Raw genomic sequence first — 25,849 nt, forward strand, 5'->3', positions numbered from 1 at the left:
CAATCGTTTCGATGGCTAGGTTTTAGGGCCCGAATGGTTAACAAAGCCTAAACTGTTGTTAATAAAAATTAGGAAATAATAATTTCTCTTAACCATGACGGAAAAAGCCGCACCCTTTCGGATGCGGCTCGATTTTTTGGCGATGTCTTTTCCGATTAACGGAAGAGCGACAGGATGCTCTGCGAGTCGTTGTTGGCGATCGACAGGGCCTGAACAGCCAGCTGCTGCTGGGTCTGAAGAGCCTTCAGCTTCGTGGATTCTTCGTTCATTTCAGCGTCGACGAGACGGCCGATGCCCTTGTCGAGCGAGTCGGTCAGCTTGTTGACGAAGTTTTCCTGCAGTTCGATGCGCATCTTGACCGAGCCGAGGTCGGCAGCGGCGGACGTCATGCTCTGGAGCTGCTTGTCAACGAAGGAAACCATGGCGTCGAGGTACTGGTTTTCCGAGACTGCCGAGCCGTCGCTGTTCTTGAACGTGCCGGTCAGGTCCTTGGTGATGTCCAGAGACGTCAGGGAGTAGGTGAGCTGCGTTGCGAGCTGGGCGGTTGCGCCTTCTTCCAGGTAGATCTTGGTGGTGCCGTCGAGGCCAACGGCAATGTTGGTCTTGGTTGCCGGCGAGGTCGGCGCAGTCGTGTTGATTTTCACATACTGGTCGTTGCCAAGATTGAAGTAGGTGCCGTTGACGTCGGGGGCTGTCGCATCGGCGTTAGCGATCGTGACGATACCCGTTGCAGCAGCGGTGGTGAAGGTGACGGCGGTGCCGGCAGTTGCTTCCTTCAGACCCTTGAGCTGGGCTTCAGTGTAAACCTTGGCTGCTGCAACCTTGGTCACCGGCTGGGCGGCGCCTACGCCGTCCGAGTCATTGGTGATTTCGAACAGCTTGTAGCTGCCCGTGGAAGAAAAATAGGCGTAGGAGTCGAGGACGCCCTGCTTGTCCTTTGCAGCGCCCGAAGACGTGTCGAAAAGCACCGTGTTACGGCTCAGGTCAACGTTGACGGTCTTTACGGACACGTTGCCGGCAGCGTCGCGGATGAAGGAGCCAACGATCTGCTTGGTGACGTTCTTCAGTTCGCCAGCACCGTTGCTGACGGTTGCCTGCAGCCAGTTTTCACCGGAGAAAGACGAGGAGCTGGAGATCGACTTCAGCTGATCCTGCAGCTGGGTGATTTCTTCCTGGATCTTGGACTTGTCGACACCGGGTTCGCGGGCGGCAACCAGCTTGTTCTTGATTTCCTTGACGACGTCGATGGAGGATTCCATACCCGAATAGGCAGTGTCGACCTTTGCGGCGCCGAGGCCGAGGGCGTCCTGAACAGCGGAAAGAGCGCCGTTGTCGGAACGCATCGTGGTCGCGATCGACCAGTAAGCGGCGTTATCGGAAGCTTCGCCGACGCGCTGGCCGGAAGACACGCGGTCCTGCGTCGTTTCCATGTTCTGGCCGATGGAGCGCAGGGTCTGGAGTGCAGACATAGCTGCTACGTTAGTGAGAATGCTCGTCATAGTAAATTTGCCCCTTGAATGGCTGATTAAAGAAGGGACATTCCGGTCTCACCGGGAACAGCGCACAGCATCATGCCTGCTAACCTGCTGATTTTTAATGGTTAGCTCGCCGTTTCGATGGCTCTAGCTAACCTCCATATGGTTAATGAAGAGCTAAGGGTCGCAAAAAAATGCACACGCTGAGATTTTATTATGCAATCTTCGCGCGCATGCGCGCGTAGCCTGAAATGTTTAAAAAATAATAAAGCCGCACCCGTTTCCGGATGCGGCTTTGGTAAAAGGGCAATACGCTTGGGTCAGCCTCCGTCACGTTTGCCTGTTTCACGCAATTGCAAGACAGTCAGCCTCCGCTTGCGATCCTGCGTGTTGTGTCATTCAGGCCAGCGGCTATCCGCCTGTCCATGCCCAAAATCTGACAGCCGGTGCTTTCCAATTCCCTAATTTCAGGGCGCTCCCGGCGCTTCGCTCAAATCGTGGTAAATGCTTTCAAAGCAAGGATGGTAAACGAAATCTTCCCGTTTGCGGAGCACTCCACAAATGCAAAACCGCGCCCTTTCGGGCGCGGCTCGACTTTTGTAATTTTCGGTCCGATTAACGGAAGAGCGACAGGATGTTCTGCGAGTCGCTGTTGGCGATCGACAGAGCCTGGATTGCCAGCTGCTGCTGCGTCTGCAGAGCCTTGAGGCGGGTCGACTCTTCGTTCATGTCAGCGTCAACCAGACGGCCGATACCCTTTTCCATCGTTGCCGTCAGCTTGGAAACGAAGTCGCCCTGCATCGAGATGCGGTTGGAGACCGCGCCCAGATCGGCAGCAGCGCTGTTGAGGGTTTCAAGCTGCTTGTCAACGTGGGTGATGAGCTTGTCGAGGATGTCGTTGTCCGTTGCAGCGGCAGTGCCGAGCATGGTGGCACCAGCGCCCTTGTAGATGCTCAGGTCGGAAATATCGAGGTTCGAAACCGACTGCTTAACGCCATCTGCGACAGCTGCCTTGTCGAGGATGCCCGTACCCTTGCCGTCTGTTACAGCGCCGGTATCGAACAGAACGTTCGAGCCGCTGAGCTGCAGATCGACGCGCTGAACCTTGACGGCGCCAGCGGAGTCACGGGTGAAGGAAGCAACAACCTGCTTCTTCAGGTTGGCAATAGCCGCATCGTCAGTACCGGCAGCAAATGCTGCGCCGTCGTTGGATGCTTTCGTCTTCAGCCAGTTTTCACCGTTGAAGGTCGCGGAGTCGGCGATCGACGTCAGCTGCTTCTGGAGCTGGCCGATTTCCTTCTGGATCTTCTTCTTGTCGGCAGTCGGGTCCTGGGCAAGGATCAGCTTGTCCTTGATTTCCTGAACGACCTTGATCGTCGCTTCCATGCCGGAGTACGCGGTGTCGACCTTGGCTGCGCCGATGCCGAGTGCGTCAGAAACGGTGGAGAGCGCCGAAGCGTCCGAACGCATCGTGGTCGCGATGGACCAGTAAGCGGCGTTGTCGGAGGCGGAGCCTACCTTCAGGCCGGTCGAGATACGACCCTGCGTGGTCTCCATGTTGTTGCCGATCGAACGCAGCGTCTGGAGAGCAGCCATAGAGGAGGCGTTGGTGAGAATGCTTGCCATAGTATTTTGTCCCTTGTTTTTACGAGATACTGGAGTTGGGGACATTCCGGACTTTGTATTACCGGTCACAACGTTTCGGCTTCATGCCACTCGGTTCCGAATTACTTGCCTTTGGAAACCAAACCCGCTGTGTGTAGGGAGAATTTGGCAGCAAAGAATTGCCCAATTGTTAATTTGAGCATTAAGAAATACTAGAAAATACTTATGGTTACTGCGAAGTATATTTAATTGGTAAGTTTTTAATTTAAAATTATAGTTATCCGACCCCTAGCAAAAACGGTAACCAAAGGGTTAAAACGCGAAAACCCCGCAGCCGTGGGGCTGCGGGGTTAACAAACAGGATTAACGAAGATTATTTCGGCACAGTTGCCGTCAGTTGAACGATCTCACAAGGCTGCCGACCAGCAGGTTCCAGCCGTCGATCAGCACGAAAAAAAGGATCTTGAACGGTAAGGAAATCGAGGTGGGTGGCAGCATCATCATGCCCATGGCCATGGTGATGGTGGCGACGATGAGATCGATGACCAGAAACGGCAGGATGATCAGGAAACCGATCTCGAAACCGCGCCGGATTTCCGAAAGCATGAAGGCCGGAACGAGCACGCGGTAGTCGACCACATTGTCGGTCATCACGACCTGTCCGCGCTCGCGGGCGATATCGACGAACAGCTTCAGATCCTTGTCGCGCGTATTGGCGTTCATGAACGTACGGAAGGGTTCGGCGATGCGCCCAATCGCCTGCTGTTCGTTGATCTGGTTCTGCAACAACGGCTGCACGCCGTCTGTCCAGGCTTTATCGAAGGTCGGCGACATGACGTAGAAGGTCATGAACATCGCCATGGACAAGAGAATCATGTTCGACGGGGTCGAGGCAAGCCCCATGCCGGAGCGCAGGATCGAAAAGGCGATCACGAAGCGCGGAAAGCTCGTGACCATGATCAGGATGCCCGGCGCGACTGACAAGACCGTCAAAAGGCCGAAGGTGCGGATGATCCATGCGGCGACGGATCCGTCTATCTGTGTATTGAACAGATCGGTCGGAAATTGCTGGGCGTTGGCAAGGCCCGGCAAAGCCAGAAGAACAGCGATGGTAACAAGAAATCGAATCATTCGATGACAAAGGTCCGGAACATGACCTTGGATACGCGCCCTTGAGAGCGCAGGTCAACTCGTTCCTGAATGTCATCCTTAAGATATTGAAAGCCGCGTGGCCCTTCCAGCTGCTGAAGGGAAACGGTGCGGACGTAGGCCATGATATCCTGATGGATATCCTCCGCGAGATTGACCTCTACCGGACCCTTGAACATCAGCGCCACTTCAAGCCGCACCCAGTTCGTGGAGGGGTATGCAAGGTTGGTGGTGATGGGATCGAGCTGGACGATACCGTTAGCCTCTGCCGGGATTTTATCGATGCCCTCGCCCTTCTTCTCGCCATGCTCGCCGGCGGCAGCCGGGGCATGCGCCTCGGCGCCGGCGATCTTCGGGGCGACCATGCCGCCCACGAACCAGCCGCCGCCCGCACCCAGCAGGGTGAGGATTGCAACGCCAGCGATGGTCATGATCATCGGCGAGGATTTTTTCTTGCCCTCAGTCTGTTCGTTTTCCATGGGTCAGTCCCGCTTTCGCATGTCGGCGTCAGAGCGGCGAGAACAGGTCGACGACCTGCTGACCGACCGGGGGCTGCTGCACTTCCGTCAGGCGGCCGCGGCCACCGTAGGAGATGCGCGCCTCGGCGATGCGCTCGTAGGAGATCATGTTCTGCGCATCGACATCCTGCGGCCTGACGATACCGCCGACGTTGAGGATGCGGATTTCGTGATTCACGCGCACTTCCTGCGAACCGCTGATGATGAGGTTGCCGTTTTCGAGAATGCCGGTCACCACGGCCGCCACCATCAGCGTCAGCTTTTCGGAACGCTTGGTCTTGCCCTTGGCCTGGGTGTCTGTATCGGAGCCGTATTTGATGTTGGAATCTGCCTCCGGCGTCCAACCTAAGATTTCCGCCTTTGCCTTCCAGTTCAGGCCGCTGGAATTAGTACGGTTGCGCTCGGTTTCGTTGTCGAAATCGGCCTTGTCGTTGATCTGGATGTTGACGGTCAGGATGTCGCCGATGTTAAGCGCACGTAGATCCTTGAACAGCGCACCCTGGCTGTCGCTCCACAACGAATAGCCGCTCGCCATGTGCTTTGGCTGCTTCGGATACATGCCCATCTGCGGCGTCTGGCTGAATTGCAGGCCGCTGCCGATCGGGCTCATCGCGGGAGCGTTGCCGATTTCCTTCAGGGTCTGGTTGTTCTGGCAGCCGGCAAGCAGGGCAAGCGGCAGGAGGAGGGCCGGAAGACGCGGGGTCATGAAGGATCCTTCGAAGTGTTTTTGTCGATTGCCTGCGACATGATGCCGGCGACGATTGCGGCTTTCTGAGCATCCATTTCACTGAGGATGAGGCCCGATTGGCGCGGCGGAAGCTGCATGATGATGGCAGCCGCGATTTCCACATGCATCTTCTCGAGCTGCGGTGCTGCGGCATCCGCCTTCATCGTCTTGTAGATATCGACCAGATTGCTTTTCGCCTGCTCGAGGAAATGATTGCGGCGTGCCAGCCAGTCCTCATATTCCGCCTTGCGGTCCTGCAACGCGGAAATGCGCTCGTTGACGTCAGCCTGAAGCTTTTCCAGCTCCTGCTTCTGCATGAGATAGCGCTGGTCGCGGGCCGCATCGGCAATATTGGTGCAGAATTTCTGGATTTCATCCTGCGTGCTGAGTTCGGACACCACGTTTTGCTGGCTTTCGGCGCCGGCGGCGGGCAGCAGGAAAAGCAGCGAGGCAATGGCCGCGAACCGGGTAAAGCCGTTCCTGAAAGCAGTTTTCTTCTGAAGTTCCATCATTGCAGCACGAGCTCCGCCTGAAGGGCGCCGGCGGATTTGATGCCTTGCAGAATGGCGATGATGCCGTCCGCCTTGAGCCCGATGCTGTTGAGACCGGCAACCAGCGTGCGAAGGTCAGGGCCTTCGACGATGGCGACCTTGCTGCCTTCCTGCAGTGCCATGATATCCGTCTGCGGTTGCACCGCCGTCTCGCCGCGCGAGAAGGGCGCCGGCTGGATGACCTGCGGCGATTCCGTCACCTGCACGGTCAGCGTTCCATAGCTCACCGCCACGCGGGAAATACGTACATCCGCGCCGATGACGATCGTGCCCGTGCGCTCGTTGATCACGACTTTCGCCGGCGTATCCGTCTGGACCGTCAGGTTTTCGATTTCCGCCATCAACCGCGTCAGGTCGGCGGTGCGAGGCTTCTGCACCGAGATTTCCTGCGAATCGCGCGGTTCGGCGATGCCGTCGCCGTAACGGGCGCGGGCAAAGGCGTTAACGACATCGGCGACGCGCACCGCGGTCGAAAAATCGGGATTGCGCAGCTGAAGGACCAGATTGACCGAATCCTTGAATTTCGACGGCAGTTCCCGCTCGATGATCGCGCCGTTCGGCACGCGCGCCGAGGTCGTGACGCCCTGCGTCAACGTCGCTGCATCGCCCTGTGCCGAAAAGCCGTTGACGATCAGTGCTCCCTGCGCGACCGCATAGATCTGCCCGTCTGCACCGGAAAGCGATGTCATGATGAGGTTGCCGCCGCGAAGCGAGGAGGCGTCGCCGAGCGAGCTGACCGTCACGTCTACACGGCTGCCGGGGCTGGCGAATGGCGGCAGGTTGGCCGTCACCATCACGGCGGCGATGTTCTTGGCGTTGGACTGGCCGCCCTGCGTGGTGATGCCGAGGTTCTGCAGCATGGCGCGCATGGACTGTTCGGTGAAGGGTGAAGAGCGCAGGCTGTCGCCGGTGCCCTGTAGGCCCACGACGAGACCATATCCGATCAGCTGGTTGTCGCGTCCGGCCTGCAGGGATGCGATATCCTTGATACGGGACGTGTCTGCCTGGGCTGGCGGCGTCGAGATGAAGGGCAGGGCCGAAATAACCAGAGCCGCACAGAGGATACGAAGCACTTTCATTTCGCCATAACCTGAATGGTTCCGTCCTTCATGACGGTACCGCTGACCATCACGCCGGAATCGATGTTGCGTACCCTTACGACCTCGCCGAGCGAGCCGTCGCTCATGGGCGTTCCGGACGCCATCAGCGTCATGTTGCCGATGTGGAAAACGAGTTTGACGCTCGTGCCGCGCACCACAAGTGACGGTTCACGAAGCGCTGCAATGGGGATCGTGCGGCCGGGAAGCAATGTCTGCTTGGAGATCATGCCTTCCACTTCGCTGATATCGCTCGCGTAACCAGCGGAAATGTTGGGGTTGGTCACTTCCACCGGCTTCACCTGTTCGGGCGTGATCGTCTCGCCCGGATAGATCGTGCGAGTAGGAACCAGCGCCGTCGGTGCCTGTGCAAAAGCGGGTGCCATGGCACCCAGTGAAAAGGCAGACGCAAGGCACATACGGACGAGTGCCGTTCTGCAGCTGCTATGTTTCCGGCCAAACCTCATGTCCGCCTGCCTTTCCGTTCTTACTTCAGGTTCTTGCTGACAATCGAAGCCATTTCGTCAGCGGTGGTGATGACCTTGGAATTCATCTCGTAGGCGCGCTGCGCCGTGATGAGGTCGGTGATTTCCTTGACGGCATCGACGTTCGAGCCTTCGAGGTAGGATTGCTTGATGTAGCCGTAGCTCGGATCGTCAGGCACGCCGATAACGGCGGCGCCGGAGGCCGGCGTCTGGGAAAAGAGGTTGTCGCCGAGCGGCTTCAGGCCCGCCTCGTTGGCAAAGTTGGCGATGGTCAACTGGCCGAGTTCAGTGAAATCCGCAGCGTTGCCGATGCGGGCGGTCACCTGACCCGTGCGGGTGATGGTGATGTCCTGCGCGTCGGTCGGGATATTGATGTTCGGGATGACATTGTAGCCATCAACCGTCACGAGGTTGCCGTCAGCATTCTTGTTGAAGGCGCCGGCGCGGCTGTAGAGCGTCGAACCGTCGGCCGCCTCGATCTGAAACCAGCCCTGGCCGATGATTGCCACGTCGAGCTTGTTGCCGGTTTCGATCAGGTTGCCCTGGGTGTGGATGTTGCGCACCGCGGAAGTCTGCACGCCGAGGCCGATATTCGCTCCCTCAGGCACGATCGCCTGGTTGGCACGGTTCGGCACACCCTGCATGCGTTCGGTCTGGTACAGAAGATCGGTAAACTCTGCACGCGCGCGCTTATAGCCGGTGGTGTTGATGTTGGCGATGTTGTTGGCAATGACTTCCAGATTGGTCTGCTGGGCGTCCATACCGGTGGCAGCGATGGCAAGAGCTCTCATGTCATTTTTCCTGCGGGGCTAGAGCATTTCCAGTAAAGGCGCGGAGCGGTTCTACGTCCGGAAAGTGCTTAAAAACAAAGGCCTAGAGCGCGGCCAACGATTGGCTTCAAACCGGACGCGCTCTAGATCTGCATCTTGGTAATGTCGAGATAGGCCGACACGATCTTGTCGCGGAACGCGATGGCCGTTTGCAGCGACTGCTCGGCCGAAAGCACGGCATCGACCACTTCGCGTGTGTTTGCCTTGCCCTGAATACCTTCGAAGGAGGCCACTTCCGCCTTCTTCAGGTTGTTCATCGCATCCGTTGACATATTGCCGAGAACGCTTGCGAAGCTTGCGCCCGTCTGCTGGGCGGGCGTCGTCTGCTGGCTGCCGAAAATGCTGTCGGTCAGCGAAGAGACGTTGCTCGTGCCACGCGTGAGCGAGAGGGAACCGAGTTGCTTGATGCCGTCGATCATTGCGATGCTTTCAGAAGGTCGATGGTGGAGGCGACGAGGTCGCGTGTCTGACGGATGACCTGAAGGTTGGCGTCGTAGCTGCGGTTGGCTTCGCGCATATCCGCCATTTCGATCAGAACGTTGACGTTCGGCATCTTGACCATGCCGCTGGTGTCGGCGGCCGGATTGCCGGGGTCGTATTCATGGACGAAATCGCCGCGGTCGACGCCAAGCTTCTTTACCGTCACGCGCTGCACGCCGCTTACGCGGTCAAGCTCGGAGCCGAATGTCACGGTCTTGCGGCGATAGGGGTCGGCGCCAGGCGTGTCGCCGGTCGATCTTGCGTTGGCAATGTTTTCCGAAACGATGCGCAGTCGGGTGGACTGCACTTCCAGGCCGCTGCCCGCGATCTTGCTCGCCGCACTCAAAGGATCCATGGTTTACCTCTTTACCGTCATCAGCATCATGCGATGGAAGGATTTGACGAGACTGGCGTTCAGGTCGTATTGCCGCTTGATCTCGCCGGTCTTGGTCATTTCCTCGGCAAGCGCGACCGAATTGCCGGACTCCTGCATGCCGATCTCGTTATTGATCGGGTTGTCGCGCACCGCGATATTTTCGCTGAGCTCGCTAGCACCGAAATGAGCGGGATGGGTCTTCGCCATGCCGACCTGCTGGCTGGTGGCCTGCATGACCGCTTCGAAAGGACTGACATCCTTGGCGTGAAACTTGGGTGTGTTGGCGTTGGCGATGTTGGTCGCCACGACTTCCTGCCGCACGCTCAGCCATTCCGCTTGGCGGGAGGCCAGATCGAACAGTTGAATCGGTTGCATAGACTTCTCCATCTCGTATGGCCCGAACCTACGGTGCTAATCTTGCGTCAGACTTGCGGTGAGGGGCGCAGGTGCGGAAGCACTGGAGAATCTGATCCCGAAGGCGATTGCGAAAACAAAAATGGCGCGCCGGCAAATGCGGCACGCCTTGGGATCGAATAGTGAATTGCGAAGACGTCTCCGTCCTGCCTGACTGGATCCGGCGACGGCAGCAGACTTCAGCAGAGTGCCGGTCTGACTACTTCTCGGGATGATAGGTTTTACCGGAAGAAGTCTCTATCATCCACTCGCCGTCGCGCTGCTCGATTTTGGTCAGGCGCGCATTGTCGGGCAATGTGGAGCCCACCCGCACCATATACATGCCCGATCCGTCCTCGATGAGGGCGCGGCCGTTGGAGACATGCAGCAGGCGGAAGGAGGTCTGGCCCGGGAAGGGCTGGTCTTCAAGCCCTGCGGCGAGATTGTTCTGTTTTTCCTTACCCTTTTCGCTGACCGTCGCCGTCGTCAGCATGTCCGGCAATTCGCCGGGCGCTGGCGCGTCTTCCTTGTTGCGATTGGTCATGGCCAGGGGCGAAACGCTGAAGACTTCGCGCGGACCGGTATGGGGCAAGTCGCGCGTGCGGTCGCCGTCTGCCACTCTCATTCCAAACTTGTCCTCGTTAAAGAACACGTACCAGGGGAAAAATGCGGCGGCGGCGGCAAGTCCTATTCCCGTCCACGCCAGAATACGGTCGGGCGTGAAGAAGGGAGGCTGCGGCTGTACGTTCTCGAGGTCGTTATCGTCGATCTTGTCGATCTGTTTCTTTTTCACGGGTCAGCCTCTCATTCTCGGGTTTACCTGTGGCTGATTATTTTGCACTCCACCGCGCAACGCGGTCGCCAGATCGGCGTAGGCGTCCTGCGCCGCCGGTTCATTCGGAAGCTGTTTCAGCGTTTCATAGATGATCGGAACCTGTTTCACCGCCATGTCGAGATCGGGATCGGTGCCGGGTCGATAACCGCCGATGAGGCGCAGATCCCGCGTTTCCTCAAAGCGGTGCACCAGCGCTTTCAGACGCGACACCAGCTTTTCCTGATCCGGTGTCCATGCCTTCTTGGCGAGACGCGAGATCGAGGCCAGAGGATTGATCGGAGGATAGCGGCCTTCTTCTGCAAGGCTGCGATCCAGCACGATGTGGCCGTCGAGAATACCGCGGGTCGAATCGGCAATCGGATCGTTGTGGTTGTCGCCGTCCACCAGAATGGAGACGATGGCGGTGATGGTACCGCTGCCTTCGGCGCCGGGTCCCGCCCGCTCCAGAAGGCGCGGCAATTCGGTGAAGACCGAGGCCGGATAGCCGCGTGCCACCGGCGGTTCACCCGAAGCGACCGCCACTTCGCGGATCGCATGGGCAAAACGGGTCACGCTGTCGATGATAAGAAGGACGTTGTCGCCCCTGTCACGGAAATATTCGGCAATGGTGACGGCCGAAAGCGGCGCCATCTTGCGCAGCATCGGGCTTTCGTCGCTGGTCGCGACAACGGCGACGGACTTGCCCATATTCTCGCCCATCGTATCCTCGATGAACTCGCGCACTTCGCGACCGCGCTCGCCGACAAGTCCGATGACGACCTTGTCGAAGGCGTCGGCCTTGGCAAGCATCGATAGGAGCGTGGATTTTCCCACGCCTGAGCCCGCAAAAATGCCGAGACGCTGGCCAAGGCAGAGAGGCGAGAAAATATCGATTGCCCGGACACCCGTCTTGAAAGGCGTCTCCACCCGCTTGCGCGTCATCGACGGCGGTGCATTGCTGGAAATCGGACGGCGCTCCGTGCCTGATGCAAGCGGACCCTTGCCATCGATGGGTTCGCCAAGCGCATTGATGGTGCGGCCGCACCAGCTGTCGTCAGGCGCAACGCGGAAGGCACCCTTGCGGATGACGGTGTCGTGAATGCCAATCGGCTCGCCCGGTTCGATGGGGCAGACGTAGCAGATATCGGGTTCCACGCGCACGACTTCGCCGAGATGGATACCGGTCGCGCTGCGATGGGCGACGAACTCGCCCAGCCTCACATGCCGCGACAGGCCGGAAACCGTGTAGTGTCCGGCGGCGATGGTGCGGACATGGCCGCCCGGCGCCACCGAAAACTCCGGATCGGCATAGTGTCCGGCAAGGCTGGCGAGCTGGGCGAGCTTCGGTGAAATCGCCTCGACCGTGAGCGTAGATTCCGGCATTGTCATCGCTCAGTTCCTTAACGTGCGCCGCCAAGCGTCTTGATGGCATCGCCGAAAGTGGATTCGGTATCGCGCATCAGCGACGAAATGCTCTCGAAGGCCCGGTTGACCTGGATGAGCTGCGTCATCTGGGAAATGCCGTTGACGTTCGACTGCTCAAGATAACCCTGAACGACGCCGACCTCGTGATTGTTGACGACCGGCGTCGGCGGGGCCACGGGCTTCACGCCGCTATTGGGATGGCGCAGGAAGCCTTTCGAGAAATCCGCCTGGAAGATACCGAGCGTGGCGACGATGTTGTCGTTCTGCCTGATCGCACCATCGAGACTGACGGTGATCGGGCCACCATTCGCATTGAGCTGGATGGGACCGCCGCCGGCGTCGAGAACCGGATAACCGCTTGAGGAGATGAGCGCGCCGTCCGGGCGCATGGTGAAACGCCCGTCGCGGCTCAGGATCTGGCCGTCGGGTGTGTCCATCGCGAACCAGGCATCGCCCTTGATGGCAAAATCGAAACTATTGCCAGTCTGTTCGAAGGCGCCCTGACGGGTGGAGAGATAGTCGTTACCCTGCGACACGAACGCCACCTTGGCATTCATGTCATTGTGGTTCTTGGCGACCATTTCGTCGAATTTCACTTCGGAACCGCGGAAACCCACCGTGTTCGCATTCGCCATATTGTCGGAAATGGTGGTGAGACGACGCTCCAGCGCAATCTGCGAGGAAAGGGCGACGTATAGTCCGGATTGCATATCATTTGCCTCCGAGTTTCAGGGAGTTGATGGAGATCAGCAGGTCCGGGGAAATGCCGTAGCCGCTGGAGGAGCCGAAAACGGCCAGAGGATCATAGGTCGTCGAGGGATTTTGCATTTCCCACATGATGGTGAAACGCTCGAGCAGCTTGCCGACCTTTTCAGGATTTTGCAGATCCTTGATATTGATGGATTTTTCGATGAGCGCGGCCTGTTTTTCGACGCTTCCTGCCGCAATTTCGTCAGGCAGGTTGTAGGCGGTGCGGAACACCTGTGCGAGCGCGTCGTCGGCTAGAAAATCGAGACCCGATTTGATCGTTGGTGCCTTGCGCTCGAAGTAAAGAGCAAGCCGGACACCGTTATTGTCGCCGCCCGCCTCCTGCTCCAGCGTCTGGCGGGTGTATTTGCTGATGATGCCGGACTGGGCCGCTTCGGTCGCAGTTGCAGCTGCACCGAGACTTGCAAAGTCGAGCGATTTCGCAAGGTCCGAATAGCGGCTGTCGGAAAGCTTGTTGGCGAAGGCGTTCTTGTCGGCCGTGCCTTCGGTCAGCACCTTGCGGATGAAGGCTTTCGCATAGGCCATGTCCTCGAGGCCGTTAGCTTTCAGCGCATAATTGTAAAGACGGGTATCGGCCATGAAGTCGTCGACGGATTTCACGCTGCCGATCTTCGACCGGTAATATTCGGTTTCGCGCGCCACGTCGGGTTGCTTCGACACACGCTCAAGCGATTTGCCGATGTCCTGACTGATCAGTCTGTAGCTGGTGTAGGTGGAAGTCACTGAACCGCCGCTCTCGTTTGATCCCGATACCAAGGCGCACGTCCGCCTTTGTCGGGATAATGCCGGATGTTGCTTGTGCGAAACTGGCTGAAGTGACGAGGGACAGAGGCTCCGCGGACAGGTTCACGCAAGCCACATTTTCTAGAGATGGCGGCATGGAACACTGTTCGGGCGTGGTCGATCAATGAATATTGTAATTGGACTTATAATCACCTTCGGCTGCATCATCGGCGGCTACATGGCGATGGGCGGCCATCTGAACGTGCTGGTTCAGCCGTTCGAATTGTTGATTATCGGCGGTGCCGGCCTAGGCGGCTTCATCATGGCGAACCCGATGAAGGTCGTGAAGGATTCGGGCAAGGCGCTCGGCGAGGCCTTCAAGCACTCGGTCCCGAAGGAGCGCAACTATCTCGACGTACTCGGCGTACTTTATTCGCTGATGCGCGACCTGCGCACGAAATCGCGCAACGAGATCGAGGCGCATATCGACAATCCGGAAGAATCCTCGATCTTCCAGAGCGCACCCTCGGTGCTGAAAAACAAGGAGCTGACGTCGTTCATCTGTGACTACGTCCGCCTCATCATCATCGGCAACGCGCGCAGCCACGAAATCGAAGCGCTGATGGACGAGGAAATCGAGACCATCCTGCACGACAAGCTGAAACCTTACCACGCGATCACCACCATGGGCGATTCCTTCCCCGCCATCGGTATCGTCGCGGCGGTTCTCGGCGTCATCAAGGCCATGGGCAAGATCAACGAATCACCCGAAGTGCTGGGTGGCCTCATCGGCGCCGCACTGGTGGGCACCATGCTCGGCATCATCCTGTCCTATTCGATCTGCAACCCACTCGCTTCGCAGGTCAAGATCGTCCGCACCAAGCAGCACCGCCTCTACATCATCGTCAAGCAGACGCTGATCGCCTACATGAACGGCTCGGTGCCGCAGGTCGCGCTTGAATACGGGCGCAAGACCATCTCCAACTACGAGCGGCCGTCCATCGACGCCGTTGAACAGGAGATGATGAACCCCGGCGGCGAAAACAAGGCGGCATGACCATGGCTAAAGCTGCACAGCAAAGAGCACCCGTCATCGACACGTCGCTGCTCGCGAAACTTACGGGCGGGCTTTCCGACCGCAAGACAATCGCGAAGGTCGGCTCCGATATCGGCCATCTCTACAGCGAATTCCTGCCTGATATCTTTCACAGCGAGACCGGCATTGCGATAGACGTCGAATATATCGGCTCCGAATCGGGGCTGATGACCGATCTCATCGCCAATATCGGCGGCAATTTCTCGGTTGCGGATTGTTCTCTGCGCAACTGGTGCCCCAATTTCATGATGGCGGTCGGCAACGGCTTCGTCATCGCGCTCATGGAGCGCATGCTTGGCGCCGCCGCCGACACCATCGGCGAGCCGGACGAGCGCAGCCTGTCCCACATCGAACTCGACCTGGCGGCCATGGTTCTCGGGCGCATCGGGGGTGTCCTGCGGTCGGGCGTCAACGCGCCGGGCGGTTTCGAGGCGACGATCGACCCGCCCTTTACGGCCAATGGAAAAAGCGCCTTCGAGGAGATGATCGCCGGCCTCTACGGCGTGACAGTCCGCATGAAGATCGCCATCGGCAAGGTTTCTTCGGAATTCGCGCTGATCGTGCCGCAGCGGCCCCTGCTCAAGACCTCCATCGCCGCTCCCAAGGCTTCAGCCCAGGCGCTGAAGAAGCAGGCGGAATGGGTGGATTTGATCTCTGAGCAGGTGAAGAGATCGCAGGTAACGCTTGAGGCGCGCATCAAGCTCGAAACCTTGACCCTGCGGACGATCTCCAGGCTGGTGGCCGGCGACGTCATTCCGTTTCAGGATCTGAAGCAGGACGACATCGGCGTCGAGGTCAGCGCCAACGGCTCCAAGCTCTATAATTGTGAATTCGGCAAGTCCGGCGACCGCTACATGGTTCGGGTAAAGAACAATGTGAGCACGGACGACGAGATCTTGCGACATCTGATGGGTTAAAACCTGTCCACCTTTTTTGGGTTCTGGGCAGGCTGACGCAAGTTTCAAAGGGAATAATCAGCGCATGGCTACGAAGAAAACACCTGTGACCGATGATATGGCGCTGCCGTCGCTTGAAGATGGCGGTGAGCTCGACCAGGCTATCGGCGATCTGCGTGGCGTCCTCAAGACGGATGCGGAAGGTTCGCTGTCCGACTTTGGCGACTTCGGGGATTTCGGGAGCGTTGACGACGCTTCCGCCGGCAGCGACCTTTCCGCCTTCGGTGGTGGAGCGGGCGATTTTGCAATGAACGATTTCGCGGCCACCCCACAGGTCGCGGGCATCAAGGCGCCGCTCGGCAGTGGCCTGTCCGACAATATGGACCTGATCATGGATATCCCGATCGATGTCCAGATCGTTCTCGGCACCAGCCGCATGCTCGTCTCGGGTCTGATGAGCCTTGAAGAGGGTGCAACGATCGCGCTTGACCGCAAGATCGGTGAACCGGTCGAGATCATGGTGAATGGCCGCCGTATTGCGCGCGGTGAAATAACGGTACTTGAAGACGACGATACGCGCTTCGGCGTAAAATTGATTGAAGTAATGAGTACGAGAAAAGCCTGATCCCTGTGGGGACGGAGAGGAAAGACCATGATGGACTTCGAGGATTTCGGTAACCCGCTGGCAGGGAAGCCGTTGTCTCAGGCCGACAAGGCGGCCGCGGTGCTTCTTGCCATGGGCAAGGGCGTCGCCGGCAAGCTGCTGAAATTTTTCACGCAGCACGAATTGCAGATGATCATTTCCTCGGCCCAGACGCTGCGTGTCATTCCCCCTGACGAACTCGCCCAGATCGTGGCGGAGTTCGAAGACCTGTTCACGGAAGGAACGGGTCTGATGGACAATGCCAAGGCGATCGAAAGCATTCTCGAAGAGGGCCTGACACCGGAGGAGGTGGACAGCCTTCTCGGCCGTCGTGCAGCCTTCCAGGCCTATGAAGCGTCGATCTGGGATCGCCTGCAGGAAGCGGAGCCGGAATTCGTCGGCAAGTTCCTGCTGCGCGAGCATCCCCAGACTATCGCCTATATCCTCTCCATGCTGCCCTCGTCCTTCGGTGCCAAGGTCCTTCTGACCATTCCCGAAGAGCAGCGCGCCGATATCATGAACCGCACGGTGAACATGAAGGAAGTCAGCCCCACGGCTGCCCAGATCATCGAGAAGCGTGTGGTCAACCTCATCAACGAGATCGAAGCAGAGCGCAATGCGGGCGGCTCCACGAAGGTTGCCGACCTGATGAACGAAATGGAAAAGCCGCAGGTCGATACGCTGCTCAGCTCGCTCGAAACGCTCAGCAAGGAAGCTGCCAACAAGGTCAAGCCGAAGATCTTCCTCTTCGACGATCTCATGTTCATGCCGCAGCGCAGCCGCGTCCTGCTGCTCAACGATGTCTCGGCGGACGTTCTCACCATGGCGCTGCGTGGCGCAACCATGGAAATCAAGGAATGTGTGCTGTCCAGCATCAGCCCGCGCCAGCGCCGCATGATCGAATCGGACCTCGCCGTGCCGCAGGCTTCCATCAACACCCGCGAAGTGGCGATTGCACGCCGCGCCGTGGCGCAGGAAGCGATCCGGCTGGCCAATTCCGGTCAGATTCAGCTGAAGGAAGCCTCCACGGAGGAACAATCCGCAGCAGCCTGAGCGGAAGCCGGTTGATAACCCGCCTTACAGGCAATGCCGGCCATTGCGATGGCCGGTCTCGGGCGCTAGTTTCGGAATGACGGCCTGCCGCGATCGGCGGGCCTTTTTTTATCCCGGGAACGTGCCTTGGCAGACGATCAGGACAAGGACAGTAAAACAGAAGACCCAACGGAGAAAAAACTCCGTGATGCGGCGGAAAAGGGCAATCTTCCCTTTTCCCGCGAGGTGCCGATCTTTGCTTCGTCACTCGCCTTTTACTGCTATCTGGTTTTCTTTTTGCCCGACGGCGCCGGTCGCCTCGGCGTAACGCTGAAGGACCTGTTCGGCCAGCCCGAACAATGGAACCTCAGCACCAGGCCGGATGCCCTGTCGCTGCTTTATTTCCTCGGCACGTCCATGGCCTATCTGCTCATGCCGGCCATGATCATGTTCATCGTCTTCGGCCTTGCCTCCTCGTTTTTCCAGAACCTGCCGTCGCCGGTGCTTGAGAGGGTGCGTCCGCAATGGTCGCGCATCTCGCCTGCAAAGGGGTTCGGCCGCATCTACAGCAAGCAGGGATTTGTGGAATTCGGCAAATCGCTGTTCAAGATCTTGATCGTTTCGATCATCATGTTCCTGTCTCTGCGCGGCGATTTCTACAGTCTCATCGACCTGATGTTCTCCGACCCGCAGGTCATTTTCGTCAGGGTTGTCGAGCTCACCAAAAAGATGATGGTCGTGATTCTCTTTTCGACCGCGCTGCTTGCCGCCGTCGACCTTTTGTGGACGCGCCACCACTGGTTCAGCCAGCTGAAAATGACGAAGCATGAGGTGAAGGAAGAGTACAAGCAATCGCAGGGCGACCCGGTGGTCAAAGCCCGTCAGCGTTCGGTCGCCCGTGACCGCGCCCGCCGCCGCATGATCGACAATGTGCCGCGCGCGACACTGGTGATTGCCAACCCGACACACTTTGCAGTGGCGTTGCGTTACGTTCGCGAAGAAGGCGACGCGCCTGTCGTCGTTGCCAAGGGTCAGGACCTTATCGCATTGAAAATCCGCGAGATTGCGGAAAAAAATAATATCCCCGTTTTTGAAGATCCGCCACTCGCACGCTCCATGTTTGCGCAAGTCTCGATCGATAGTGTGATTCCACCAGCTTTTTACAAGGCTGTAGCTGAGCTCGTTCATCGGGTTTACGCCATGAAGTCATCGAAAATACGGGTTCAATAAAACCAATGAAAAAATCCGCCTATTCTGAAAAGCGGGAAATGATCGTCGCAGAGGCGATCAACCCGATCGCCACCGAACTGCGCCTGCTCGATCCGGCCGACCTGATTTCATTGCTCAGATTCGAGTGCTACGGCAGCATTGCCGACCTCGTCTCGTCGGCCGCGGAGCTTTATTATCATCCGGGCACGATCAATTTCGGTGCCGGTGGCGAATACAGGCTCGAATGGGAAGGGGCGCCGGAGATCGTCCTCGATCTCGAACTGAAACCGCACGGCGCGACGGTTTATGCGCAATTGATTCTGGCCAACGAGCATGCTGCGGTCGAGATCAATCATGTTTCGTTTCAGAACCCTTCGGAAAATCCGGACGAGAACACCGAATTTCTCCGTCAGAGCCTGACGGCTGCCCGATTCGTGTCGGCCCGCCAAGGCGAAGCTGCCTGAACCAGTCCAGCGGACATTTTCATATATTATCCATTGCGCCTTCCGAATTCGCGGGCGCGATGGCTTCATTCGGGCACTTTTTCACCCGACCTTGCCTGAAGCGTGTCGGTTTATGCAAAACCGGCCTGTGAAGGCAAGGAACGCCTTGCAAATCAGCGTTGTTGTTTGGTACCTATCGAATTAACGATTTGTTAACGAACGGCAGGTCGCGGTGGCTCTTTTTACCATCGCTGATGCGCATGATGCCTCTGCTCGTTTTCGGCGCAGCGCCGGATTTTTCCCGACAGTACCAATTGGGTGGACCCAATGACCAGCATTTTGACCAATGCGGCGGCGATGGCCGCGCTGCAAACCTTGCGCATGATCGACAAGAATCTCGAGACGACGCAGGCGCGTGTGTCGTCCGGCTACCGTGTCGAAACGGCGGCGGATAATGCCGCCTACTGGTCTATCTCCACAACCATGCGCTCCGACAATGCAGCGCTCTCGGCCGTGCAGGATGCATTGGGACTGGGCGCCGCCAAGGTCGATACGGCCTATGACGCCCTTGCGAACTCGATCGAGGTCGTCAAGAAAATCAAGGAAAAGCTTGTCGCCGCCTATGGCGTCGGGGCTGACCGCGGCAAGATCCAGGACGAAATCAAGCAGCTTCAGGAACAGCTGAAGAGCACGTCGGAATCTGCCTCCTTCTCCGGCGAGAACTGGCTGCAGGCCAGCATCAGCAATGGTGGCACGCCGCCGGTTGTAGAACCCATCACCAAAAAGGTCGTCGCGTCCTTCACGCGCACCGGTTCGGGCAATGTCGGCGTCACCACGGTTGACTATGTGCTGGACGGCAGTGCCGTGCTTTTCGACCTCAGCGGCGGAAAACTCGGTATTCTCGACAAGAGCGCCGTTTTTGTCGCGAAGACGGAACAACAGATCACCCAAACATCGACGACAGCCGGCGTGACCACCAATGCGGGTTACGTCGTCAAGAAATTGACGGACGCCGAAATCGGCACGCTGAATGCGGCGACGCCGGATACGAATGCCGACCCGAGCGTCTACAGCAACGGAACGGTGAATTATCTTCGTTTGTCCGAGAATACCTGGGTCAAGGTGACGGCGACCAACCCTTCGAGCGGCACCACCACCGTCGCGGCGGCCTATCGGGACACAGGCAGCAACGATTGGTTCTATGACACGACCGGTGCGCCGACCTCCGTTGCCAGATCCCTCGGTCTTTCCGTCTCCACGCTCGATCTCGACAATCTCGATGTCGTGGCGGCAGCCATGAGCGGTTTTTCCGGTGGCACCACGAACTACACCGCTTCCGACGCCATCGATGTGATGATGAGTTTTGTCGACAAGCAGCTCGAAGCCATGACCAGTACGGCCTCCAGCCTCGGCTCCTTGCAGAGCCGCATCAACATGCAGGAGAACTTCGTCTCGAGCCTGATGGACGTGATCGACAAGGGTATCGGCCGTCTCGTGGATGCGGATATGAACGAGGAATCGACCAGGCTGAAGGCTCTGCAGACACAGCAGCAGCTCGGCATCCAGGCGCTCTCGATCGCCAATGCCAACGCGCAAAACATCCTTCAGCTCTTCAAGTAACCCGGCGTCGGTCCGGCGGGTTCGGGGGAGTTGGTTGCAAGGTTTCTGAAAACGGGGCCCGCCTTCATCCTCGCACAAGTTTGAACACCTAACGTCGGGGCAATATCGGGTGGATCGCATGGCGTGATCCGGCCGGAAACAATTGAAGAGACGGGCAGGGTAGCAAGGATGACGGTGGTGCCGCCAAACGGCTTTGATCGCAGGCAACGAAACATGTCTCGCCCCTTTGGCCTGTTTTGCCGGGGGCGGGCATGAGCGCGTCCATTGCAAGATATCTCAAGGATTTCGGTGACGTGCAGCCCGCGGGACTGACGTTCGGCGAACCGTTGGCAGACGTCGACGGCATTTCCGGTTTTGGCGATATTGCGTCCGGTTTCGATGAATTCGAGCCGCTCGACGTCGAAAGCGAAAAACAGGCCGCCTATGCCCGTGGTCACGAGGATGCGACCCGCGAGATCACGGAGAAAATGCAGGCCGAGCGCGAGGAGCTTCTTGCTGCTCATGCCGCAGAACTCGAAGGCTTACGTTCCGTCTATCTGGAAGAAATTGCCGTTTTCCTGTCGCTAAGACTGCGTGAAGGCATCGATGCGATCGCCACCAATCTCAGCGAACAGACCGCCAATATCCTTGCCCCGGTTCTGACCGAAGAGCTGTCGCTGAAGGCGGTTTCGGCGCTTGCGGATGTCGTTCGTGCCTCCATGCCGGATGGCGAGGCCGTGACCCTTGTCGTGAAAGGCCCGAAAGATTTGTTTGAGCAGCTGAAGACGCAGCCGGGCTTTGAAGAAGAGACGATGAAATTTACCGAGACGGCAGATATCGACCTCTCCGTTGAGTTGGGTGAAAGCGTGTTCGTCACGCGCATGTCCGCCTGGGCGTCCAGTCTTCGCAAGGTGATGAAATGAGTGAAGGCGAAAATCACCACCACGGCAAGAACGAGATCATCATCGTCAAACGCCACAAGGGCGGGCACGATGGCGCCCATGGCGGCGCGTGGAAGATCGCTTACGCCGACTTCATGACGGCCATGATGGCGTTCTTCCTCGTCATGTGGCTGGTCAATGCCGCAAACGAGGAAACCAAAGCCTCGGTTGCCAGCTATTTCAATCCGATAAAGCTGTCCGATGAGAAACCCTCGTCCAAGGGGCTGGAAAAACCCGTGGACAAGGAAGAGGGCGTCGAGAAGAAAGACCAGTCCAACATAAAGGCGGAAAAGGTTACCCAGGGTTCAGCCGCCGCAACAGGTGAAGACCTGACCTCGCAGACCGGGGAGCAGTCGAACTTCTCAGAAGCGGACTTTTTCGAGAATCCCTATTCCGTTCTGGCGGAAATTGCCCAGCAGGTCGGGCAGCAGGCCAATGTCAGCGCCAAGGGCGAAGGTGGTGCTGCCGATTCCGGCCCGGCGACGGGTGCGAGCGGCGGTGAGGCTTACCGCGATCCCTTCGATCCCGATTTCTGGACCCAGCAGGTGAAGATCACACGTGCGGACCAGCAGCAATCTGCCGAGAACAAGCAGCAGGACGCTGCCAAGGATAATGAAGCGGTTGCGGCTAAATCGTCTCAGCAGCCAGCCGATGGTGCAGATCACGGCAAGGCCATGGAAGTCGCCGCCGTGGTGCCGCAGCAGCGGCCGGGTGCCGCCGAGCAGGCAGCACTTACGCAGCCTCAGCCGGAGCAGCAGCAGCAAGGCACTGCTGCGCAGAAGGAAGAGGCCAAAGAGCTGCGCCAAGAGATCGAGAAGCAGATATCCGGCATCAGCGGCAAGCTCGCCGAAGGTCTGGTGGTGACGCCCGCCGAAGGCGGATTGTTGTTGACCATTTCCGACCAGACGGAAACGCCGATGTTCAATGTCGGATCGGCTGTGCCCCGCGGCGAAATGGTCCTGGCCATGGAGAAGATCGGCAAGTTGCTTCAGGAGCGTGGCGGCAGCGTGGTGATCCGCGGCCATACCGATGGACGCCAGTTCAAAGGTGAGGCCAATGACAATTGGCGGCTTTCCATGGACCGCGCGCACAGCGCCTATTACATGCTGGTTCGCGGCGGCCTGTCGGAAGAGCGGGTGAAACAGGTTTCGGGTTTTGCGGATCGCAGATTGCAGGTGCCGGCAGACCCGCTGGCGAATGCGAACCGCCGTATCGAAATCCTGCTTGAGGCCGATCGGGGGTGAGTGTGACGAAATCCTCGAAACGTTGGGTTTTTCTTGCGGCGACACTGTGTGGTCTCGGTGCCGAACCGGCGAAGGTTTTTGCGCAATCGCAAGACAACCTCATGCCCTATGCCATGTTGCGCTCCCTGCAGTTCGTGCAGGATTCCGTCACCATGGGAGACCATTCGGCAACCGAAATGCAGCGGTTTCTGCTCCAGACGATCGACGAGCGGCTTAAGAGCGCACCTTCGGCGATCTTCAAGGATCCGCGCAATGTCGATGCGGCGCTTGTCTACGCGATGAGCGGCGGCAATCCGGCCACGCTCGAATTGCTCGTCGCGCGGGATGTGGACGGCAATTTCGACAGCCGCGTCGCCGATATTCTGCGCAAATATCTGTCCGGCAAGGGAACGCTGGTCGCCCAGAGCATCGCTGCCATGGTGCCCGAGTATCGCGGCACGAGAATTGGCGCCTATCTTGCACTGATCGGCGGCAATGTGACGATCCCCCGCGATCCGGTGGCTGCCCTCGGTTTCTATGACATAGCCCGGCTCGAAGCGCCCGGTACCATCGTGGAGGAGGCTGCGCTCCGCCGCTCGCTTGCTATCGCCGTTGAAGACGGCGATGCCGGGCGTGGCGTCGAATATGCACAGCGTTACGCGCGGCGGTTCCTGCATTCGCCCTATGCCAGCCAGTTCGCGGACCTTCTGGTCTCACTGGTGGTCAAACGTGTCGATTCCATCGGGCACGACACGATAGAGGAAACATTCGCCATGATGGACGCGGAGAGGCAGAAGGAAGCTTATCTGCGCCTGTCCCGTCTCGCGGCGATCAGCGGCAAGGATTCGCTGGCGCGCATGGCGGCGTTAAAGGCGAAAGCGCTGTCGCCGGATATGCCGGACCAGCCGCAAGTTCAGGCAAATCTCTATGAAAGCCTTTCCAATATCGGCACGCCCGATGTGGTGAGCGCGATTGAAACAATCGGGCAAATTCCCGAGGCCCAGCTTTCGGATCGCGACAGGGCCCTGCGGGACGCGGCAAGGGCAATCGCCGACCAGGTGGTTCGTCCGCCTTCCCCGCAGCCTGGCGCCGATCCCGGTGTCACGGCAGGGCAGGGGGCTGGGTCGGGCGCGCCCGCGAATGAGGCGGCCAGTGCCGAGACCAAGGGCATATGGAGAGTTGAAAACCACAAGGCTGAGGATGAGGGCGAGAACGTCCGGCAACTCGTGACGAGCGGCCGCAGTAAGCTCGATGAAATCGACAGCCTTTTGAAGAAAGGCGAGGGGGCACCATGATCGACGCAACCATCAACGCGATAGTGAATGCGCCATATAACGATCCGCGCGCTGGCAGCGCCAGTGTGAGGGACGACGCCAAAGGCGGAAGTTTCGGCGACACCCTCGCGACGGTCAGGGAAGAGCGCCCGCCGCAGGCACCGCATTCGCGTCATCAGCAGGAAGCGGGATCGGCTGAGGAGCAGCATGCGCAACCGGATGACGATGCGGAAAAGACGGATGTGCCGGTCAAGCGGCCCCCGAGCTTCCTGAACGTGCTCGTCAAGGACCATTCCGGAGAAGGCCATGGTCACGAGGCGCTGGCGGAGCTTCAGAATGCGATTAAGACGGCGCACACATCGCCTGAAAACGGCAAACCTGGCAAGAAGGTCAAGGACGCCGACAAGGAGAGCCAGACGGCGGCGGATGCAATCGATCCGAAGCTGGCAGAGCTGCAGACGCTCACGGCCAATGTCGGCGATATCGTGACAGCCAAGACACCCCTTGAGGAAATTGCGCAGGCGATTGCCGGCAATGCCGATGTCAAATCCGAAAAGGTCGAAACTGTCAGGGGCAAGGCTGAGCCTCTGGCGAAGGACATGCACGCAAGGACCGAGCTTGCCGGAAACGAAGCCGGATCCGGATCGGGCACTGAAGGCGACGCCTCGGCATTCCGCTTCGCATCTCCTCGTTCCGGCACGGCCCGCGCTCTCGATATGAGTACGGTTCAGCGGGATGGCCGCGTCGAGTTCGATGCCCGGGAAAGCAGCGGCAAGGCGACCGAGACGATTACCGTTCTCGATTCGCGGCGGTTCATTGGTCTGGCACCTTCATCCAACGCCTTGGCTCTGACTGGCCTCATCGCCAATGATTCTGAATGGGTTAGCGCCATGCAGCCCGGCTCGTCGCTGTCCAATGAGGCGGCCCAGAGCAGCACCGGCAAAGTCGTCCATACGCTGAAGCTGCACATGACGCCGATCGAGCTGGGATCGGTGACGATGTCGTTGCGTCTTGCCGGTGATGAGCTTGCCGTTCACATGACGGTGGAGAACGTGGCCGCCTACAAAAAGCTTCAGCAGGACAGCAAGAGCATCCTCGAGGGCCTCAAGGCGCAGGGTCTGACGGTTGATAACATCACGATCAGCATTGCTTCTTCTGACAAGAGTGACCAAACGGGCACACAAGCCAACAATCAGCAAAATCAGCAGGCGCAGCAGCATGGCCAACAGGCCGCCGCAGGGCGCAACCGTGACGAGTCCGGCACACGCGGCGGACGGCAGGGCAATGGTGATAATTTGGGGGTGCATAATGAAGGCATGGATGGCGCTCTTGGCTCTGCCCGCACTTCTGCTGACAACGGCGTTTACCTCTGAAAACGCCTCCGCTTCGGCAACGTCAGGTGTCTGTGAAAGGGAAATTCAGTCCGCTGCCCGCAAATACGGCGTGCCGGAGGGAATTCTCTATTCTGTCGGCCTGACCGAGACCGGTCGCAAGGGTCGGCTTGACCCCAACGCCATGAATATTGAGGGAAAACCGGTATTTGCCTCCTCCACCGAGGAGGCATTGACCACTTTCGAGACGGCAAAGCGCAACGGCGCCAAGCTGATCGACCTCGGATGCATGCAGATAAACCACTATTTCCATGGCGAAAACTTCACATCCGCGCGTGAAATGTTCGATCCGCGCCGCAATGTCGAATATGCCGCCATGTTCCTGCGCAATCTCCACAACAGGCACGAAACCTGGACCATGGCGGTTGCCCGCTATCATGCCGGGCCCAACAACGACCCGGCTCAAAAGAAATATGTCTGCCGGGTGATCGCCAATCTGGTGGCGACGGGCTACGGAAAATGGACCGCCAACGCGAAAAATTTCTGTGACGGATAACAACCATCGATTGTTTTGATGCGGTCAAGGACTCGCAATTTGAAATGTGGCGAGAGAAAGCCCTAAAAAAGGCGTCGCAAGCGATTTTTTCGGATTTTTGAAATTTTTACACAAAAATTTTGTACCGTATATGGTTAACAACCACTATATATAGATCAAATCGGCACAAAATGGTTAATCAATTATTAAT

28 protein-coding genes are annotated in these 25,849 nt (G+C 58.4%); 12 read left to right on the plus strand and 16 right to left on the minus strand.

All coding sequences use genetic code 11. From position 1 onward, the window contains the following. Nucleotides 1-155: 155 nt before the first annotated feature. The 16 genes from ACZ5A6_RS01250 to ACZ5A6_RS01325 form a co-directional block, all read right to left on the minus strand. Complete coding sequence (locus ACZ5A6_RS01250; RefSeq protein ID WP_035252026.1) at nucleotides 156-1,499, minus strand: flagellin N-terminal helical domain-containing protein; 1,344 nt, start codon at nucleotides 1,497-1,499, stop codon at nucleotides 156-158. Between the two features lie 591 nt (nucleotides 1,500-2,090). Next, the gene (locus ACZ5A6_RS01255) at nucleotides 2,091-3,101 is read right to left on the minus strand and encodes a flagellin N-terminal helical domain-containing protein (RefSeq protein WP_003515059.1); all 1,011 of its coding nucleotides are present in this window, start codon (nucleotides 3,099-3,101) and stop codon (nucleotides 2,091-2,093) included. Nucleotides 3,102-3,473: 372 nt separating this feature from the next. Beyond that, complete coding sequence (fliP, locus tag ACZ5A6_RS01260; RefSeq protein ID WP_003515060.1) at nucleotides 3,474-4,211, minus strand: flagellar type III secretion system pore protein FliP; 738 nt, start codon at nucleotides 4,209-4,211, stop codon at nucleotides 3,474-3,476. Next, on the minus strand, nucleotides 4,208-4,708 hold the full coding sequence (locus ACZ5A6_RS01265; RefSeq protein WP_111799329.1) for a flagellar basal body-associated FliL family protein: 501 nt from the start codon (nucleotides 4,706-4,708) through the stop codon (nucleotides 4,208-4,210). The genes fliP and ACZ5A6_RS01265 overlap by 4 nt, the downstream gene beginning before the upstream one ends. Before the next feature lie 28 nt (nucleotides 4,709-4,736). Beyond that, the gene (flgH, locus tag ACZ5A6_RS01270; protein ID WP_003515062.1) at nucleotides 4,737-5,453 is read right to left on the minus strand and encodes a flagellar basal body L-ring protein FlgH; all 717 of its coding nucleotides are present in this window, start codon (nucleotides 5,451-5,453) and stop codon (nucleotides 4,737-4,739) included. Next, complete coding sequence (locus tag ACZ5A6_RS01275; protein ID WP_003515063.1) at nucleotides 5,450-5,986, minus strand: MotE family protein; 537 nt, start codon at nucleotides 5,984-5,986, stop codon at nucleotides 5,450-5,452. Before ACZ5A6_RS01275 ends, flgH begins: the two co-directional genes overlap by 4 nt. Continuing rightward, nucleotides 5,983-7,104, minus strand: a complete 1,122-nt coding sequence (locus tag ACZ5A6_RS01280; protein WP_003515077.1) for a flagellar basal body P-ring protein FlgI — start codon at nucleotides 7,102-7,104, stop codon at nucleotides 5,983-5,985. The genes ACZ5A6_RS01275 and ACZ5A6_RS01280 overlap by 4 nt, the downstream gene beginning before the upstream one ends. Next, nucleotides 7,101-7,589, minus strand: coding sequence for a flagellar basal body P-ring formation chaperone FlgA (gene flgA / locus ACZ5A6_RS01285; protein WP_013635474.1), 489 nt, complete (start codon nucleotides 7,587-7,589; stop codon nucleotides 7,101-7,103). Before flgA ends, ACZ5A6_RS01280 begins: the two co-directional genes overlap by 4 nt. A gap of 20 nt (nucleotides 7,590-7,609) precedes the next feature. Further along, on the minus strand, nucleotides 7,610-8,398 hold the full coding sequence (gene flgG / locus ACZ5A6_RS01290) for a flagellar basal-body rod protein FlgG (RefSeq protein ID WP_003515079.1): 789 nt from the start codon (nucleotides 8,396-8,398) through the stop codon (nucleotides 7,610-7,612). A gap of 122 nt (nucleotides 8,399-8,520) precedes the next feature. Then, the gene (locus tag ACZ5A6_RS01295) at nucleotides 8,521-8,856 is read right to left on the minus strand and encodes a flagellar hook-basal body complex protein FliE (RefSeq protein ID WP_003515080.1); all 336 of its coding nucleotides are present in this window, start codon (nucleotides 8,854-8,856) and stop codon (nucleotides 8,521-8,523) included. Beyond that, entirely contained in the window at nucleotides 8,853-9,272 is a 420-nt protein-coding gene (gene flgC, locus ACZ5A6_RS01300; RefSeq protein ID WP_003515081.1) for a flagellar basal body rod protein FlgC, read from the minus strand. Before flgC ends, ACZ5A6_RS01295 begins: the two co-directional genes overlap by 4 nt. A 3-nt stretch (nucleotides 9,273-9,275) precedes the next feature. Next, nucleotides 9,276-9,668: a flagellar basal body rod protein FlgB gene (gene flgB / locus ACZ5A6_RS01305; protein WP_003515082.1), complete on the minus strand. Its 393-nt coding sequence runs from the start codon at nucleotides 9,666-9,668 to the stop codon at nucleotides 9,276-9,278. Nucleotides 9,669-9,906: 238 nt separating this feature from the next. After that, nucleotides 9,907-10,479, minus strand: coding sequence for a hypothetical protein (locus tag ACZ5A6_RS01310; protein ID WP_003515083.1), 573 nt, complete (start codon nucleotides 10,477-10,479; stop codon nucleotides 9,907-9,909). 3 nt (nucleotides 10,480-10,482) lie between these two features. Then, complete coding sequence (gene fliI, locus ACZ5A6_RS01315; protein WP_003515084.1) at nucleotides 10,483-11,889, minus strand: flagellar protein export ATPase FliI; 1,407 nt, start codon at nucleotides 11,887-11,889, stop codon at nucleotides 10,483-10,485. A gap of 11 nt (nucleotides 11,890-11,900) precedes the next feature. Then, nucleotides 11,901-12,635, minus strand: coding sequence for a flagellar basal-body rod protein FlgF (gene flgF / locus ACZ5A6_RS01320; protein ID WP_003515085.1), 735 nt, complete (start codon nucleotides 12,633-12,635; stop codon nucleotides 11,901-11,903). Between the two features lies 1 nt (nucleotide 12,636). After that, a complete protein-coding gene (locus ACZ5A6_RS01325; protein ID WP_003515087.1) occupies nucleotides 12,637-13,416 on the minus strand; it encodes a DUF1217 domain-containing protein in 780 nt (259 codons plus the stop codon). 184 nt (nucleotides 13,417-13,600) lie between these two features. Between ACZ5A6_RS01325 and motA the strand changes: the two genes are divergently transcribed. The 12 genes from motA (at nucleotide 13,601) to ACZ5A6_RS01385 (ending at nucleotide 25,659) form a co-directional block, all read left to right on the plus strand. Continuing rightward, nucleotides 13,601-14,473, plus strand: coding sequence for a flagellar motor stator protein MotA (gene motA / locus ACZ5A6_RS01330; protein ID WP_019564306.1), 873 nt, complete (start codon nucleotides 13,601-13,603; stop codon nucleotides 14,471-14,473). Continuing rightward, nucleotides 14,470-15,429: a FliM/FliN family flagellar motor switch protein gene (locus ACZ5A6_RS01335; RefSeq protein ID WP_003515092.1), complete on the plus strand. Its 960-nt coding sequence runs from the start codon at nucleotides 14,470-14,472 to the stop codon at nucleotides 15,427-15,429. Before motA ends, ACZ5A6_RS01335 begins: the two co-directional genes overlap by 4 nt. Before the next feature lie 64 nt (nucleotides 15,430-15,493). Further along, on the plus strand, nucleotides 15,494-16,033 hold the full coding sequence (fliN, locus tag ACZ5A6_RS01340) for a flagellar motor switch protein FliN (protein ID WP_174061620.1): 540 nt from the start codon (nucleotides 15,494-15,496) through the stop codon (nucleotides 16,031-16,033). Nucleotides 16,034-16,060: 27 nt separating this feature from the next. Next, on the plus strand, nucleotides 16,061-17,104 hold the full coding sequence (fliG, locus tag ACZ5A6_RS01345; protein ID WP_003515095.1) for a flagellar motor switch protein FliG: 1,044 nt from the start codon (nucleotides 16,061-16,063) through the stop codon (nucleotides 17,102-17,104). Between the two features lie 126 nt (nucleotides 17,105-17,230). After that, complete coding sequence (gene flhB / locus ACZ5A6_RS01350) at nucleotides 17,231-18,313, plus strand: flagellar biosynthesis protein FlhB (protein WP_003515096.1); 1,083 nt, start codon at nucleotides 17,231-17,233, stop codon at nucleotides 18,311-18,313. Between the two features lie 5 nt (nucleotides 18,314-18,318). Then, nucleotides 18,319-18,756, plus strand: coding sequence for a hypothetical protein (locus ACZ5A6_RS01355; protein ID WP_003515097.1), 438 nt, complete (start codon nucleotides 18,319-18,321; stop codon nucleotides 18,754-18,756). 306 nt (nucleotides 18,757-19,062) lie between these two features. After that, the gene (locus ACZ5A6_RS01360) at nucleotides 19,063-20,355 is read left to right on the plus strand and encodes a flagellin N-terminal helical domain-containing protein (protein ID WP_019564305.1); all 1,293 of its coding nucleotides are present in this window, start codon (nucleotides 19,063-19,065) and stop codon (nucleotides 20,353-20,355) included. 251 nt (nucleotides 20,356-20,606) lie between these two features. Continuing rightward, nucleotides 20,607-21,257 (plus strand): hypothetical protein, encoded by a 651-nt coding sequence (locus ACZ5A6_RS01365; protein WP_019564304.1) that lies wholly within the window; start codon nucleotides 20,607-20,609, stop codon nucleotides 21,255-21,257. Further along, nucleotides 21,254-22,519 (plus strand): MotB family protein, encoded by a 1,266-nt coding sequence (locus ACZ5A6_RS01370; protein WP_174061619.1) that lies wholly within the window; start codon nucleotides 21,254-21,256, stop codon nucleotides 22,517-22,519. Before ACZ5A6_RS01365 ends, ACZ5A6_RS01370 begins: the two co-directional genes overlap by 4 nt. After that, nucleotides 22,516-23,793, plus strand: coding sequence for a chemotaxis protein MotC (gene motC, locus ACZ5A6_RS01375; protein WP_003515101.1), 1,278 nt, complete (start codon nucleotides 22,516-22,518; stop codon nucleotides 23,791-23,793). The genes ACZ5A6_RS01370 and motC overlap by 4 nt, the downstream gene beginning before the upstream one ends. Further along, nucleotides 23,790-25,145 carry a flagellar hook-length control protein FliK gene (fliK, locus tag ACZ5A6_RS01380; protein WP_174061618.1) on the plus strand — a complete coding sequence of 452 codons (1,356 nt, stop codon included), beginning with the start codon at nucleotides 23,790-23,792 and terminating at the stop codon, nucleotides 25,143-25,145. The genes motC and fliK overlap by 4 nt, the downstream gene beginning before the upstream one ends. Next, nucleotides 25,093-25,659, plus strand: a complete 567-nt coding sequence (locus tag ACZ5A6_RS01385) for a lytic transglycosylase domain-containing protein (protein ID WP_019564301.1) — start codon at nucleotides 25,093-25,095, stop codon at nucleotides 25,657-25,659. Before fliK ends, ACZ5A6_RS01385 begins: the two co-directional genes overlap by 53 nt. Nucleotides 25,660-25,849 lie beyond the last annotated feature (190 nt).

This window comes from Agrobacterium sp. 6Ca8 (assembly GCF_055382765.1).